General features: G+C 67.9%; 15 protein-coding genes. 7 read left to right on the top strand and 8 right to left on the bottom strand.

All coding sequences use genetic code 11. From position 1 onward, the window contains the following. Positions 1 to 473: 473 nt before the first annotated feature. The 3 genes from GA0115234_RS27975 to GA0115234_RS27965 all read left to right on the top strand — a co-directional run bounded on the left by GA0115234_RS27975 (position 474) and on the right by GA0115234_RS27965 (position 4,029). Positions 474 to 1,424, top strand: a complete 951-nt coding sequence (locus GA0115234_RS27975; protein WP_161275680.1) for an SDR family NAD(P)-dependent oxidoreductase — start codon at positions 474 to 476, stop codon at positions 1,422 to 1,424. An 885-nt stretch (positions 1,425 to 2,309) separates the two neighbouring features. Further along, a complete protein-coding gene (locus tag GA0115234_RS41925) occupies positions 2,310 to 2,624 on the top strand; it encodes a hypothetical protein (protein WP_141718490.1) in 315 nt (104 codons plus the stop codon). Between the two features lie 352 nt (positions 2,625 to 2,976). Further along, positions 2,977 to 4,029 (top strand): HEAT repeat domain-containing protein, encoded by a 1,053-nt coding sequence (locus tag GA0115234_RS27965; RefSeq protein ID WP_161275679.1) that lies wholly within the window; start codon positions 2,977 to 2,979, stop codon positions 4,027 to 4,029. A gap of 349 nt (positions 4,030 to 4,378) precedes the next feature. On the opposite strand, the gene GA0115234_RS42540 is transcribed toward GA0115234_RS27965, so the two are convergent. Continuing rightward, a complete protein-coding gene (locus tag GA0115234_RS42540; protein WP_161275678.1) occupies positions 4,379 to 4,672 on the bottom strand; it encodes a hypothetical protein in 294 nt (97 codons plus the stop codon). Positions 4,673 to 5,080: 408 nt separating this feature from the next. Next, on the bottom strand, positions 5,081 to 5,743 hold the full coding sequence (locus GA0115234_RS27950; protein ID WP_093547252.1) for a hypothetical protein: 663 nt from the start codon (positions 5,741 to 5,743) through the stop codon (positions 5,081 to 5,083). 259 nt (positions 5,744 to 6,002) lie between these two features. Between GA0115234_RS27950 and GA0115234_RS27945 the strand changes: the two genes are divergently transcribed. Continuing rightward, complete coding sequence (locus tag GA0115234_RS27945; protein WP_093547250.1) at positions 6,003 to 6,659, top strand: hypothetical protein; 657 nt, start codon at positions 6,003 to 6,005, stop codon at positions 6,657 to 6,659. A 25-nt stretch (positions 6,660 to 6,684) separates the two neighbouring features. Here GA0115234_RS27945 and GA0115234_RS27940 read toward each other — a convergent pair whose 3' ends face one another. Both GA0115234_RS27940 and GA0115234_RS27935 read right to left on the bottom strand, forming a co-directional pair. Beyond that, on the bottom strand, positions 6,685 to 7,089 hold the full coding sequence (locus GA0115234_RS27940) for a transposase (RefSeq protein WP_093547248.1): 405 nt from the start codon (positions 7,087 to 7,089) through the stop codon (positions 6,685 to 6,687). A 111-nt stretch (positions 7,090 to 7,200) separates the two neighbouring features. Then, positions 7,201 to 8,124 carry a helix-turn-helix transcriptional regulator gene (locus GA0115234_RS27935; protein WP_093547246.1) on the bottom strand — a complete coding sequence of 308 codons (924 nt, stop codon included), beginning with the start codon at positions 8,122 to 8,124 and terminating at the stop codon, positions 7,201 to 7,203. 205 nt (positions 8,125 to 8,329) lie between these two features. Between GA0115234_RS27935 and GA0115234_RS27930 the strand changes: the two genes are divergently transcribed. After that, a complete protein-coding gene (locus GA0115234_RS27930; RefSeq protein ID WP_093547244.1) occupies positions 8,330 to 9,181 on the top strand; it encodes an oxidoreductase in 852 nt (283 codons plus the stop codon). Positions 9,182 to 9,348: 167 nt separating this feature from the next. On the opposite strand, the gene GA0115234_RS27925 is transcribed toward GA0115234_RS27930, so the two are convergent. Beyond that, positions 9,349 to 10,245, bottom strand: coding sequence for an aminoglycoside phosphotransferase family protein (locus GA0115234_RS27925; protein WP_093547242.1), 897 nt, complete (start codon positions 10,243 to 10,245; stop codon positions 9,349 to 9,351). A 282-nt stretch (positions 10,246 to 10,527) separates the two neighbouring features. Between GA0115234_RS27925 and GA0115234_RS42535 the strand changes: the two genes are divergently transcribed. Beyond that, entirely contained in the window at positions 10,528 to 10,680 is a 153-nt protein-coding gene (locus GA0115234_RS42535; protein ID WP_161275677.1) for a hypothetical protein, read from the top strand. Between the two features lie 37 nt (positions 10,681 to 10,717). Here GA0115234_RS42535 and GA0115234_RS27920 read toward each other — a convergent pair whose 3' ends face one another. From GA0115234_RS27920 to GA0115234_RS27910, 3 genes are read right to left on the bottom strand one after another with little or no spacing between them, the layout of a single operon-like run. Further along, a complete protein-coding gene (locus tag GA0115234_RS27920; RefSeq protein ID WP_093547240.1) occupies positions 10,718 to 11,338 on the bottom strand; it encodes a dihydrofolate reductase family protein in 621 nt (206 codons plus the stop codon). Further along, a complete protein-coding gene (locus tag GA0115234_RS27915; RefSeq protein ID WP_093547238.1) occupies positions 11,338 to 11,844 on the bottom strand; it encodes an SRPBCC family protein in 507 nt (168 codons plus the stop codon). The genes GA0115234_RS27920 and GA0115234_RS27915 overlap by 1 nt, the downstream gene beginning before the upstream one ends. Before the next feature lie 3 nt (positions 11,845 to 11,847). After that, on the bottom strand, positions 11,848 to 12,189 hold the full coding sequence (locus tag GA0115234_RS27910; RefSeq protein WP_093547346.1) for an ArsR/SmtB family transcription factor: 342 nt from the start codon (positions 12,187 to 12,189) through the stop codon (positions 11,848 to 11,850). A 604-nt stretch (positions 12,190 to 12,793) separates the two neighbouring features. On the opposite strand from GA0115234_RS27910, the gene GA0115234_RS27905 reads away from it, so the two are divergent. Then, positions 12,794 to 13,357 carry a DUF3291 domain-containing protein gene (locus tag GA0115234_RS27905; protein WP_093547236.1) on the top strand — a complete coding sequence of 188 codons (564 nt, stop codon included), beginning with the start codon at positions 12,794 to 12,796 and terminating at the stop codon, positions 13,355 to 13,357. Positions 13,358 to 13,559: the final 202 nt, after the last annotated feature.

Genomic DNA, 13,559 nt, shown 5'->3' with positions numbered 1-13,559 from the left:
CGGCGATTGCGATCCCCTGATACCTCAAATTCACGACCGCGGCCTTCATGCTGGCTCCTCTGCCTCTGCGATGTAGCAAAGGATCAGACGAAGGTCGCCCCCACGTGCGCTGAACTGCGAGAACGCCGATCAAGCTCAAGTCGCGATCGACACCGAACCTTAAACGTCAAGCTGAGGGTGCGTATACCGCGGTATACGCACCCTCCAGTTCAGGAGCAGGCTCAGAGCAGCCACCTGATGGCGGGGGAGCGGGCCCGCTTTGTCGTGGCCGAGCCGGATCCACCTTCGCCTCCCCGCCGGGCCGCGCCGGCGGGACGTCGGCTGTCCGGCGGGCCACGTCGGTGAGATGTCGGCTGCCCGGCGGGCCCGTCGGTGATCCATAGGCGATGTGTCGGTGACCGCTGGAACCGTGGATGACGAGTTACCCAATGGAGCGTCCGCAGTCGCCTCAACCGCAAGGGAGCCCCGTCGCTATGTTGTCCACGTCCTCCACCCCGTCCTGGAATGTCCAACGGCTGCCCGGTGCCGATGGCCGCGTCTTCCTGGTCACCGGCGGCAACGCCGGTATCGGGTACTTCGTTGCGGAGCAGTTGTCAGCGACCGGGGCCACCGTCGTACTCGGCAGCCGGAATCCCGCCAAGGCCGAGGTCGCCACGGCCTCGATCCGTGCGCGTGTCCCCGGTTCGCGGGTGCGGGCCGTACGGCTGGATCTCGCCGACCTCTCCTCGCTCGAAACAGCGGTCGAATCGCTTGAGGTGGAGCACCTTGACGCGGTGGTCCACAACGCTGGCGTCGCACTTGACGACCCGCCGCGCAAGGAGACCGGGGACGGCCACGAGCTCATGTTCGGCACGAACCACCTCGGGCACTTCGCCTTGACCCGGTGGCTGATGCCTCTGCTGTCGGCTGCTCCAGCGGCCCGCGTCGTGACCATGGGCAGTTTCGCGGCAAAGTCCGAGCGGCTCGACCTGGACGACCTGCAGTCCCGGAAGGAGTACCGGCCCAAGCGCACCTACGGACGCTCCAAGCTGGCACAGATGTACTTCGCCGTCGAACTCGACCGCCGCCTGCGGGCCGGCGGCAGTACGGTGGCGAGTGTGGTGGTCCATCCAGGCGGCGCGCTGGACGCCCTTACCCCGTCACGGCCACCGGTCCATGTGCGAACTATCGGCGCACGGCTGTGCGCGGCACCTGCTGCCCTCCTGGTCCAGGGCAAACACGCCGGCGCATGGCCTGCGGTCCGAGCGGTGCTCGACCCGGCCGTGCGTGGAGGCCAGCTATGGGGCCCGCGCGTCTTCGGCCTGCGCGGCGAGCCACGACGTGAACCGCTGTGGAGCCACCTCGCCGACCCCTCCGTCGCGGCGCGGTTGTGGGACGCAAGCTGTGATCTGACCGGCGCCGACCTCAGCGCCAACTCCGGATAGCTCAGGCATACACGCGTTGGCCAACAGGTTGTCGTCTTCCTCGCCCACTCCGAGAAGAAGAAGCTGCCCATCGGCACCTGCGCACGCGTCTTGTCGTGGATGTCCTCGATCGAAAGCGGGCCGGGTTCCGTACGGCAGCGCAGGACCTGGTTGGTGTAGCGGAAGGGGATCCGGTCGTCGGCGAGGACGATGGTCGGCGCGTTTGGTACGCCGGTACGGGAGCCGGTCATGAGGTGCCCTCCGGGGAGAGGCGGGGGAGCCGGCGGAGGACCTGGTCCACGGGGCCCTGCGCAGGCGCCACGGCACGAGCTGTCCGCGCAGCCGCGGGCTGGGGAGCGCGAGTTCCTGGACGTCGGCCAGGGCGACGTGGAACACGTCGGGCTGCGCCCAGCGGGAGCACGGGGCGGTGCCGGCGGGGCCCTGGTGGCAGTCGGCGAGGTGGGCGACGCCGATGACGGCCCGGGTGCGCAGGGCGCGGCCGCGGATCGCGGTGGCGACCAGCGGGTCGCGCAGCGGGGCCCGCTCGTCAGCGACGATGGCGGACTGCCTGCCGAGGCGGCGTGAATGCGTACCTGGGCCATCTCTCACCGCGACAGGACGTGCGCCCCACGCCGCAGGCGTACGCGCACGACCTGCGGAACCTCTTCGAGTGGGCGGCCGGCGCGACGTCGATTTCAGGCGCTTGGGCCTGGAGGACCTCGCGGAGTTCTTCGCCTGGCTGCAGCGATCGCGTCCAGCGCGTCAACCTGCTGTGTACCAGCTGCCGGGCACGCCGTCCGCGGTCGATATCACCACGCTCGTACGCACGTCCTGGTGGACAAGGGCGGGACGATCAGCGCCATTCCCGCCGTCTGGACCTCGGCCACAAGGCCGTGCGCCGCCTCTGTGACACCAATCTCGACGAACCTGCCGGGCTTCGCCCGCGACCGCCGCCCCAATGGTGTGCCGGAGCCGTTCAAGGCATACCTCAACGTGCGCCTCACCGAGACACGAGGTCAGGTCAGCGGCACCCGCCTGTCCCTGGAGATCCACGAACGCGGATATCGCGGCAGCCGCCAGGTCGTCCGGAAACACCTCGCCGCCCTGCGGGCGGGAACCGCCGAGTCCGTCCGTGCGTCACCGGCGCGGCGTACTGCTGCTGGAGTGGAAGCGTCGGCCTCGCTCTTCCCTGGAGTTCAGGCATTGTCGAAGGCCACGTGAACCGGGTGAAGACGTTCAAGCGGGCCATCTGTGGCCGTGCGTCCTGCGAACTCCTCCGGACCCGTATCCTCACCCAGCCGTGACGTTCACGAAACTGCGGGCAGAGCCGCGAAAGCGGCGAGACCTGTTGTTCATTCCCCACGTGGCTGAACGTGCATCAAAGGGCCGGAGTCGCCCGACTCGGCCGTGCTTGTGTTTGAACCCTGAGCAGCACGTCGAAGGCCGAGGCTCACCGCTGAAGCAGTTGGTTGGAGTGCCGGTGCGGGTCTGGCGTAGAAATCCACTGCCTGTACCAGGTCCTTCGGGCAAGAATGCGCACATGGACAACGCGGCAGGGATGGTGGGGCGCTTGATGACTGCGGCGCGAGTGGCGCAGGCTTCGGAGGCGGACCACGACGAGCACGCCTACTGGAGGCTGGCCTGGGAGACGGTGCAGGGGGAGAGCGGGAAAACCGCGTTGCAGTGCGGGTTGGGGTTGCTGCGGTCGGCCGACGTCCTGGAGCGGAAGGTGGGCTGCGATGTGGTGGGAAATGCGGCCAACGCGCATGAGTCCCTGCGTAGTGAGGCGGCAATCGCCCTGATGGCGCTGGCCGAGGTGGAGACAGAGGTCTGCGTGCTGTCGTCCCTCGTTTGCGGTCTGGGCCGGGCGCAGGACCCGCGTGCCGTTCCCGTGCTGGTGAGGCTCTCCGGCCATGAGGACGCCGACCTGCGGCGTCAGGTCGCCTCGGAGATCACCTTCACCAACAGCGGACTGCCCGACGGGCCCGATGTCCAGGCACTGATCCGGCTCACCCAGGACCAGGACCCCGAGGTCCGCAACTGGGCCGCATTCACGTTGGGATTCCAACTGGAGCAGGACACGACCGCCATCAGGGATGCACTGTGGAAGTGCGCCACCGATGAGTGCAGCGAGGTCCGGGAAGAGGGCGCGCGAGGGCTGGCCAGACGGCACGATCCACGGGCCGTCCCACTGATCGCGCAACTGCTGGACTCCGATGACGGATCCCACGTCTTCACCCTCGACGCGGCGGCGATCCTGGGCGTCCCCGAACTCCTGCCGGCCCTGGCCGCCCATGAGTTCGATCCACCCGAAACCGACCAGGCCATCGCGGCCTGCGACCCGGTGCGGCGGGCCCGGATGGAGGACGACGCCTGGACGGTCGTCGTGGAGTTGGAGCGGTTGCGCTCCGACATCGGCGCGGCGCTCAGCTCACCGCGCTACGAGTCGGTGCACTGGATGAAAGTGACCCACCGAGAGACGGTCGACGCAGGCTACGACGCGGCCTCACTGCTCACCCGCGCCGGCGGGGATCCAGTGCGGGCGGCCGAGCTGGTGGTGGCCGACCTCACCGGCTCTGCGGGGAGCGGACCGCGGACCGACCGTCTCCCGAAGTCTGCGGAGTAAGCGTCACTCAGAGGGCCGGACCGGAGCCCGCAAGAACTCACCCGTCACCTGTGGCGGGGAGAACGGCAGCGCGGCGGCCGTCACCTCTACGAGGGGAAGATCCCGATCGTCGCGGTCGGGCTGAGCGATCTCCGCGAGCAGGGTCCGACCGGGGCCGGGTTCGCCCGCTTCGGCCGCGATCACCCGCAGCCACTCCTGGAAGCGATCGGCCACCCCTGCCGCGAGCTGGCGACGCCCGCGAGCAGGAGGAGGCCCGGGTCCGCCGGGAGAAGTACACGGCACTGGTACGGTGGGCGGCACGCGTCTGCGCAGAGAGGGCGAATGGGGACGGCCCTGGCAGTTCACCATCTCATTGATGGGCAAATGCGACTTCGAGTGCATCCTTGGTCATCTCGCCAACCCACTGGATCTCCTGCCAGTACGGAGACGCGGTAGCCGGTGCCGAGCCGGGTCGCCAGGGAGTTTTCCACGTTGCCAGGGCGCTTCCCGCGTAGCCTTCGATGCGGAGCATGGTGACGCGGTTCCAGGACCAACCGGCGGCGCCCCGCCGAGACCCGTGGACCAGGCCGTCCTCGCGTACCCCGAAATACTTGCCGCGCTCGCCGCGGAGCGGCCGCATGATCCGGGTTGTCGCGATGGCCACGGCTGCGAGCGCGAGGCCGAGCAGCAGCCCGCGCGCCTTGTCGCTGCCGGGAGTTCCCTCGCCGGTGGCAGATCCGGGTGTGCCGGATGCTGAGCTCGACGCACACGGCGGCTGCCCCGGGGATGGCCCAGATGGCGAGGCGGAAGGTGGACTCCTCGTCGTAGTGGTCGCCGACGATGGTGCACATCACGATGAACACGACGACGAACGGGACGAGCACAGTGAGGGGACACCGTTGCATAGCCCCTCATCAGCGGCCCGTCGATGCCTCCGAGCACGGTGACACCACCCCCCGGATCATCAACAACAAGGAGGAAGTCATGCCGGACCCGAAGGCCGGAGGCCCCGTTGCGGAGCCACGGCAAGGGTAACGGGGGGGCAGTTGAGGGTTCGGACGGCTCTCCCTGTCTACCGTTCGGTGGTGCCGTCCTCACCGTCAATCTCGTAGATCCGTTCTTGAAGCCGTTCACCGGCCCAGTCCAGCCCGGCGCCCAGGTCAAACCAGTGCCGGTCCTTGCGGACTCCCGGCGGTGAGAGGTTTACCGCCGCCCAGGAGAACACCCCCAGGAGGAGGGAACGCCCGTGCTGCGTTGAGCGCACGGACAACGCAAACTGTGCGGCGAGTGCCGCGCGGGTGACCAACACGACCTGTTCGTCCTCGGAATGTTGACGCCCACCCGTGAGAAACCGGGGTGTTTCAAGGATCTTGACCCACTCGACCACTGTGTCTGCCACCTGAGCGCGCAAGGACTCTTCGATGCCCTGCCGGATGGCGGTCGCGGGGTCATCGCCGAGCCAGCCAAGCCAGTGATCAGGGTCAGTGAGCATGCTGAAGTCGTCCTGTGGCACCCCGTGACGGGGATTCTCCTGGTACTCACCTGTCAGTTTCCCGCTGCTGTCCACCAACCACGCGCCGCGGATTGCCTCGGGAGGTACGTAGCCGTTCGGGTCGTCGACATACGTCGGGTCGATCTCGGCGACGCTGCCACCGGGATTCTCCGCAGCCGCAGCCAGTAGCGCCGGCTCGTTCGGTATGCCCTTACGTCGGTTTCGCGAGCCAAAACGCCCCACGTCCCACCCCCACCGTCGTCCGCCCAGTTGACTGGCATTGTGTCGCACCGATCAGAACCGTATGAGTGGGGGTGCGCGTGACAGCGACATCGGGTGGGGGAGTCTCAGCGAGCAGGTCTGCCTCACCCTCAAGCAGGAGGTGGGGATTCTCAAGGTTCTGACCGGAGCCCTGTGAACGATCTTGAGATCGTTGCTGGGACAAGCGATTCTGAGCCTTCCGAACGGGGACAGCCGGTTGTTGAGCAGAGATGGATGTGGGATGGCGGCAGCAGAACTTCGGAAAGGCGAGGATGGATCGACGCGGCTGCTCTGGGGACTGGCGCCGCTGGAGAGCGTCGGGCCGCTCCGCTTCGGGATGCGCATCAATGACGTCGCTGAAGTCCTGCCGAGCATGATCGAGCCGCGCCGGTTCCAGGCAGACCCTCACCTTCCGCACATCCTTGGCGCGCAGTTCGGTACTGGCCATGCGACCCCCGCCGTGTACACCTACTTCGATGACGCCGATCGATTGTTCTGCGTGGCGGTCGATGCGGCGTACGGGCCACACGTGACGCTTGACGGCTTGGAGTTGACTGCCTGTGTTCCGGCCGAGGTCGAACAGCTTCTCCTGGACGCCTCTCGGTCTGCGGGGCTCCGCGTGTCATACGGGCCGCGCGGAAACCCTGGAGTCAACGGGCTGGGCCTGGTTGTGCGGGTGCAGGAGATCGCCGGCGGGGTAGCTACTCGTCCAGTGCTGGTGGGGCGGGACTGGGCTGACCGCTGTACGGACGACTGGGAAGGTCAGATACCGGAATGTGAATGGGTGGGCCGTCAGTGGACCTACCCAGGCCATTCAGACCACTGGCCCCCGCCCGGCTACGCGCCGACCTGGGGCGACTGGCGCCCTCCCTTCCAGCCCGAGCCCGCCTTTCGGTGAAACGCGGGTCGGATGCGCGTGACGATCACGGCCGGGTGAGGACGCGTATCCGCAGAAGCCGGGACGATGCCCGTCCGTACATGGCTCTCTTGATTGTCTTCAGGCGGTTGACGTACCTCTCGACGATGCCGGAGCTCCATTCGAGGGTCAGTCCGGCGGTGACCGCGTCGAGGTCCTGGGGGAGGAACGTGGCGAGCTTTCCGACGAGGATGAGGCCCGACTGTTCGGCCTGGCGGATCCAGCCGAACAGCAGTTGGCCGCGACGGTCGCGGACCAGGTCCGTGAAGGACCTGGCAAGGTCACAGGCCCGCGCGAAGGCGAGACGGAAGGCCGGCTCGGCGAGGTCGAAGGTCGGCCTGGCCGACGCCGAAGAGGAGCTTCGCCGGCTCGATCGGGGCCACGGGCAGCAGACGGCCGTGAACCTTGGCATCCCCGCCACGCGTGGTGATCGATGATCCCACGGAGGTGGGTTGCCGCATGATCCTCGACCAAGATCGAGAACAAGTTCGGAGCTTGATGTTCCATAACACCCATTCCCGGCTCATGGGACGCAGCCACTATCGCCGACCGCTCCTCGCGGACCGGCGGGCGTCCGATGATCTGCGTGCTGCCCGTGCGAGGTCTCGGGCTGTCGTATCCACGTGGCCAGTAGCCGAAGCGCCTCTTCGGAGCTGGAGCCTGCCTCGGCGGTGTAGACGCTCAGCCGCTGGTCCGGGTCGGCGGGCAGGGTGAGGGACTCGTAATTGAGGGTGAGAGGGCCGACGATCGGGTGGTGGAAGTGTTTGCTTCCATGCGTGTGCCGATGCACGTTCTGGTCGGCCCACCAGCGGCGGAAGTCCTCATCCGTGATCGAGAGTTCGCCGACGAGTTCGGCCAGCAGCGGATCGTGTGGATGGCGTCCGGCGTCGAGCCGGAGCGAGGCGACAATGTCCTGGGCGTGGGTGTCCCAGTGGGCATACAGCGAGCGGGCGGTCTCGTCGCAGAACATGAACCGCACCAGGTTTCGCTCGCGGTGCGGCAGCGCGTCGAAGTCGGTGAGCAGCGCACGTGCCATCTGGTTGGACGCAAGTACGTCCAGTCGCCGCCCCAGCACGAGGGCGGGGGTGTGATCGAGGATCCGGAGCAGGTCGCGCAGCCCCGGGCGGACCGGCTGCGGACGCGTCGCCGTGCGGCGGGGCCTGCCTGCGGCGGGCTTGGCGAGCTGGAACAGATGGGTGCGTTCGACGGGATCGAGGCGTAGCGCCCGGGAGATGGCGTCCAGCACGGTCTCGGAGACGTTGAGTCGGCGTCCGCGTTCCAGGCGTACGTAGTAGTCGACGCTCACGCCCGCCAGTTGCGCGATCTCTTCACGGCGCAGTCCTGGCACTCGCCGGGAGCCGCCGTCGTCGGACAGGCCTGCCTGGCGCGGGGTGATCCGTGCCCGCCGGGAGCGGAGGAACTCACCGAGAGCTGTGTTGCGGTCCATGCCGTTCACGATAGGGCCCAAGGTCGCCCCGACGGCCCGCGAAAGGGGGACTGGCAGTCCCCCGGTCCGGCTGTCCCCGGGGCGAAGAGGACCTCCCGGAAGTCGATCAGCAGCCGATTCCGGTGCTGAAGTGGAACGCGTCGAGACCGACCGGGGCCCAACCGCCCAGGTCGGCCTCCGTTCGCATCGCACGAAGGGAAAACCTGTGTCGGACAACAAGACATTCCTGATCACCGGCGTCAGCACCGGCCTGGGCCGCGCACTCGCGCGTGCGGCGTTGGCCGCGGGCCACCGGGTGGTCGGCACAGTGCGCACGCCCGCCGACGCACGGGCCTTTGAGGCGCTCGCCGGCGACGCGCACGCCCGCATCCTGGACGTGACCGACCATGACGCGGTGGACACGGTCGTGGACGAGACCGAGCGCGACCTGGGCCCGGTCGACGTACTCGTCGCCAACGCCGGATACGGCCATGACGGCCTCTTCGAGGAGTCGTCGATGGATGACCTTCGCCGTCAGTTCGAGGTGAACGTCTACGGAACCGTGGCGGTGATCAAGGCCGTGCTGCCGCACATGCGGGAGCGCCGTTCGGGACACATCATCGCCGTCACCTCGATGGGCGGGCTGATCACCATGCCGGGCCTCAGCTTCTACCACGGCAGCAAGTTCGCGGTGGAGGGCATCCTCGAAACGCTCGGCAAGGAGGTCGCCGGCTTCGGCATCCATGTCACCGCCGTCGAGCCGGGCAGCTTCCGGACCGACTGGGCCGGCCGCTCGATGATCCGCGCCCCCCGTGTGATCGCCGACTACGACGAGCTGTTCGAGCCGCTGCGCGCCCGGCGCATCCACGGCAACGGGCACCAGCCGGGCGACCCGGACAAGGCCGCGGCCGCGGTGCTGCGCATCGTGGCGGCCGACCGGCCGCCGACGCGCCTGCTGCTCGGCACCGACGCGCTTCAGCTCGTCCGGGCCGGACGTGACGCCTTCGAGTGCGACATGCTGGCATGGGCCGAGCTGTCGGCCTCCACCGACTTCGACGACGTCAGCCGGTCCGCCTGACGTCACTCGCTGTCGGGCCCCCAACGCGGGGCCTCGACGGCAGCCGTCATCACCAGGCCGGCCCGCTCCTGGTCCAGCACAGCCAGACCTGCTCGTAGCCGTTACGCCCCCTCCAGCGCCTCCTGGTAACCGGGTGGAGGTAAAAGACTCAGGCGAAGAGGCAGGCGTCAAACGCCCTTCAGAACACGATCAAGTGCCGCCCGGCCCAGAGGTCCCCAGTTCGGTTTGCCGCCGGGAAGGCCCCGATCTCCGTTCTGCCCCATGAGCATCAGGAAGAGGCTCTTCATAGCGGCCAGCCCGCGGGCGCGGCGGATCGCCGCCTCGTCTGCATGCGCGTACGTGTCGAAGAACCGTGAGGCCGTGCCCGCGGGTAGCAGCACCCATGCGGCGGCGAGGTCCCACGCCGGATCGCCGGCGAACATGGCACCGAAGTCGACGATGCCCGAGAGCGTTCCGTCCGAGACGACGACGTTCGCGGGATGGAGGTCGCCGTGCACCCACACCGGCGGACCCTCCCACGCGTGGGCCGCAACGGCGTCGTCCCAGACGGCCCGGACGTCGGCAGCGATGTCGTCGAGGGCAACGGCCTGGAAGAAGTTCTCGAAGCTGTCCGTACAGTTCCTGGGATGGGCACCGAAGTCCGTAGAGATCGGCGCCTCGGCGGGCGCCTCCACGTGGAGCGCCCGGAGGAAGCCCGCCAGCGTGTCGGCCGCGTGGGCGCCGCGGCTGATCGAGCCGTGGTCCAGCGGCTCGCCGGGAACCCACGTCATCACGGTCCAGTGCTTGGGGAAGCGTTCGGACGGTTCACCGAAGCGCACCGGGAGTGGCACCGGGAGCGGCAAGCGCGGGGCCAGCACGGGTAGCCACCGCCGCTCCTTGAGCTGAAGCTCCGGAGTGGGGTCCATGCGCTGCATGCGCACGGCCAACTCGTCCCCGAGGCGCCACATCTGGTTGCCCCAGCCGCCCGCCACCTCCCGGATGGCCAGCCCTGCAAGGTCTGGGTGTTGTTCCTGCAGCAGGTCGCGAACCAGGTCTGCGGTGATCTCGATCTCCGTATCAGTCATGCGAAGTCACTGTACTGAGGTGGCAGGCGGAGCGGCTCTCGCTCTCCAGAACATCTCGCGGTGATTCCTCCGGCATCATCGATTCTGTTTCAGAGAGCTGCAGATCAGAGGCTTGGGACGGACCGACCCCAGGATTCGGAGAAGTGACCAGGCCAAACGAAATGGCACCGGTTCACAACGGCCGCGGCATACGCACCTCCAGGCCCCCTGGCAGGCATCGGCCGGTGTGGGGCCTCGGCTTTCGTGGCCAGATCTCAGGTCGGATGGCCACTGTCTGGCCAGTTGGCCACGCTGCCCTCGGCTCCATGGACGGCCACGACGGAGTCGCTGGTGGAGTTCGAGTCCTGGCTGGAGTGGCGAGACCGGGATCGGCCCGGACACTCGCCCTCCCCGACGCCGGGGGCGCTGACCGCCGTACGGACCCCGGAGGGCTGAGGCGCCGCCGGGGAGCCGCTCACATCCGACTCTCCGGCTACCGCTCCCGGACGGTGTAGGTCAGGTGCGTCACCCTGGGGGAGGGCTCCGTGCGGACCGGCTCCAGGGCCACGCGGGCCGCGTCCACGCCCTCGAACAGGCGGATCCCGGAGCCGAACAGCACGGGTGCCAGCGCAATCGAGAACTCGTCGATCAGGCCGGCGTTCACGTATTCCAGGATCGTCGCGCCGCCGCCCGCGATGCGGACGTCGCGGCCGCCGGCGGCCTCGCGGGCCTGGTCGAGCGCGGTCTCGATGCCGTCGTTGACGAAGTGGAAGGTGGTCCCGCCCGGCCGCTCCCACGGGTCACGCTTCTCGTGCGTCACGACGAAGACCGGAGTGCGGAACGGAGCCTCCTGCGGCCACGCCTGCTCGCCGGCGTCGAACATGCGCTTGCCCATCACGCTCGCGCCGGTGCGCTCGAACGTCTCCCGCACGATGTCGTTGTCGCGCCCTTCCTCACCGCCCTCGCCGAGCTTCAGATTCTCCCGGAAGAACCGCTGCGGGAAGATCCACTGCTGTAGTTCCATCCACTGCCGCCCCATCAAGTCCTCGGGGGACTCGGGCGCGATGAACCCGTCCAGCGACATCGACACGCTGAAGAACACCTTCCCGGCCATCAGCCCTCCGCTCCCTTCCGAACGATCCCGGTGACGTAGGCGGCCAGGCTGCTCAGAGTCTGCCGGCCGCCCTCGATCGCGTGGTACTTCTCGGCCGCCTCGTCTCGTAGTTCCTTGGTCGGGAACACCGTGCGCATCTCGATCCGGGTCGCCGCACCGTCGGGCGTGAATGTCAGGACCGACTCGAAGGCGTTCGGGTCGCCGCGGGACTCACCGTGGAGCAACGTGATCCGCTCCGGCGGGGCGATCTCGGTCCAAGAGATCCACTCCTGGTAGTCCGTCCCGTCCGGTCCGTGCATCACGAAAACCCACTCCCCGTCGACGCGGAACTCGAACGCCCGCGTGGTGGTGGTGAACCCCTCCGGTCCCCACCACCGCGACAGGTGCCGGACCTCGGTGAACGCCTCGAACACCAGCTCCCGTGGGGCGTCGATGGCCCGGGAGAGCACGATCTCGCGGTCGGCCGTCGCTGACTGGGCCGGCGTATCCCGTCCTGTCGCTGCCATTGGTCACTCCTCCTGTTTTGCCTGCTTGAGATCCTGCACGTACTCGTCCAGCCGGTCGAAGCGCTCGTTCCAGAACCGCTCGAACCCGCCACTCCACTCGTGGACCGATCGCAGCCCGCGGGCGTCAAGGCCGTACAGGCGCTGCTTGCCTGCCTTGCGGTCCCGCACCAGCCCGACCTCCCGGAGCACCCGCAGGTGTTTGGATGCCCCCGGCTGGGTCATCCCCAACTCCTGGGCCAATTCGGTCACCGGCCGCTCACCCGCCCGCAGCAGCACCAGGATCTCCCGGCGCTGCGGCTCGGCGATCGCGTTGAAGACATCCGACGTCGTCGCTGCTCGTGCCATGAACACCATCATATGCCGATATCGGCATGCGTCAAACGGGGGGAAGCCAGGGGCCCTGTCCGGCGATGACGGCCGAGCTGATCCGACGATTCACGCGGATCTCCGCCACCCTCGGAGCCAAGGACCTTCCGCGAAAGCCAGGTCGTCCGAGAATCCCGAGCCCGAGCCTTCTCAAACGATCTGGCATCCCAGCAGGTCAACGGCCCGCCAGTCGACAGAAGCACTTCGACAGGACACTGCGTCATCCAACCCATTCGACGCCCCTGGCCTCGCCCCGGCACACCAGCCTGAGCAGAGCGGTCGATGCTGCTCCTCCGCATTTGCTGGGCCGATGCGGACTTCCGCGAGGGCGGACAGCGTCACCGCCCCGGTTCCCGCAAGGACCTGTTTCAAGAGGCCACTTGGACGGGGAAAACGCAACTTCGACATGGCCCGCAGAGACAGCTACCTTCACCTGGTCTTCGGCGGTCGCCCATGGTCGCACAGAGGTTCCATCAGGCTGAGTCACCCGAAGGGACGAGTTGGCCACGCCCCACGAACCTCGCCTCCATGCGAAGCCGCCAAACCGGGTCCACACCAGGCACCCCCAACCAGGGAGAGACGCATGCCCCATCTTGCTCTGTACACATTCGGCGTCCTGAAGTCCCCTCTCGCCGATCCCGCACCTCTCACGCGGGAGTTCCACGAGAGCGGTGAGGCCGTCTACCGGGAGATCGGCCGGCACCCCGGATATATCGCTCGCGCTGAAGCGGTAGATCGCAGCCTGGGCGCACGGACGGATTTCGACTCGGACTGGGGTGAGTGGGGAGAGTTTGCTGTTCCGGCCTGGTACGGGAAGGGCCGCACTGTGGAAACCATCGCCCTGGCCGCGACCCTCTCACTCTGGACCGACCTGCGCCCCGCCATCGACGCCATCTACACCGGTCTGCACCGCGCGGCGCTCAACAGGCGTTACGACTGGTTCGAGAGGACAGGGCACCCGGGTTACGTGTTCTGGTGGGTCACCGACGGCGTGATACCCACCTGGCAGGACGGGGTTTCCAAGCTGGAACACCTCCACGACCACGGCTCCGCGCCGCACGCTTTCACCTTCCACCACTCGTTCGCCCCGGACGGAACTCCGACCAGGATCAAAGGCATCGGACCGAAGAGCGACCAGGTTCGCTGACAAGGAAGCCTGAACGACTGGGTTCGCTGTCGAACCAGTGTCGTGCGAGGGATCTGAGTATGGATCTGAGTCTGGTCGATATCGAGTGGGCTGATGGTGAGGATGGCGGGCTGCGGAACTCCGTGCTGGAGGCGTTGTTCTTTGACGTGTTCTTCGACGTGGCCTTCGACGGCGCCGGAGTCCCAGTACAGGGTCAGGCCCC

Source organism: Streptomyces sp. DvalAA-43 (assembly GCF_900091725.1).
GTDB classification, from domain to species: Bacteria; Actinomycetota; Actinomycetes; order Streptomycetales; family Streptomycetaceae; genus Streptomyces; species Streptomyces pulveraceus.
The sequence above is the reverse complement of the archived record's forward strand: the minus strand, read 5'-3'. Positions and strand labels throughout refer to the sequence as shown.

Excerpts from the sequence above, each read along its gene's own strand:
- GA0115234_RS27975 (WP_161275680.1), top strand. The coding sequence starts at position 474 with ATGTTGTCCACGTCCTCCACCCCGTCCTGGAATGTCCAACGGCTGCCC.
- GA0115234_RS27965 (WP_161275679.1), top strand. The coding sequence starts at position 2,977 with ATGACTGCGGCGCGAGTGGCGCAGGCTTCGGAGGCGGACCACGACGAG.
- GA0115234_RS27945 (WP_093547250.1), top strand. The coding sequence starts at position 6,003 with ATGGCGGCAGCAGAACTTCGGAAAGGCGAGGATGGATCGACGCGGCTG.
- GA0115234_RS27940 (WP_093547248.1), bottom strand. The coding sequence starts at position 7,089 with ATGCCAAGGTTCACGGCCGTCTGCTGCCCGTGGCCCCGATCGAGCCGG.
- GA0115234_RS27935 (WP_093547246.1), bottom strand. The coding sequence starts at position 8,124 with ATGGACCGCAACACAGCTCTCGGTGAGTTCCTCCGCTCCCGGCGGGCA.
- GA0115234_RS27925 (WP_093547242.1), bottom strand. The coding sequence starts at position 10,245 with ATGACTGATACGGAGATCGAGATCACCGCAGACCTGGTTCGCGACCTG.
- GA0115234_RS27920 (WP_093547240.1), bottom strand. The coding sequence starts at position 11,338 with ATGGCCGGGAAGGTGTTCTTCAGCGTGTCGATGTCGCTGGACGGGTTC.
- GA0115234_RS27915 (WP_093547238.1), bottom strand. The coding sequence starts at position 11,844 with ATGGCAGCGACAGGACGGGATACGCCGGCCCAGTCAGCGACGGCCGAC.
- GA0115234_RS27910 (WP_093547346.1), bottom strand. The coding sequence starts at position 12,189 with ATGGCACGAGCAGCGACGACGTCGGATGTCTTCAACGCGATCGCCGAG.
- GA0115234_RS27905 (WP_093547236.1), top strand. The coding sequence starts at position 12,794 with ATGCCCCATCTTGCTCTGTACACATTCGGCGTCCTGAAGTCCCCTCTC.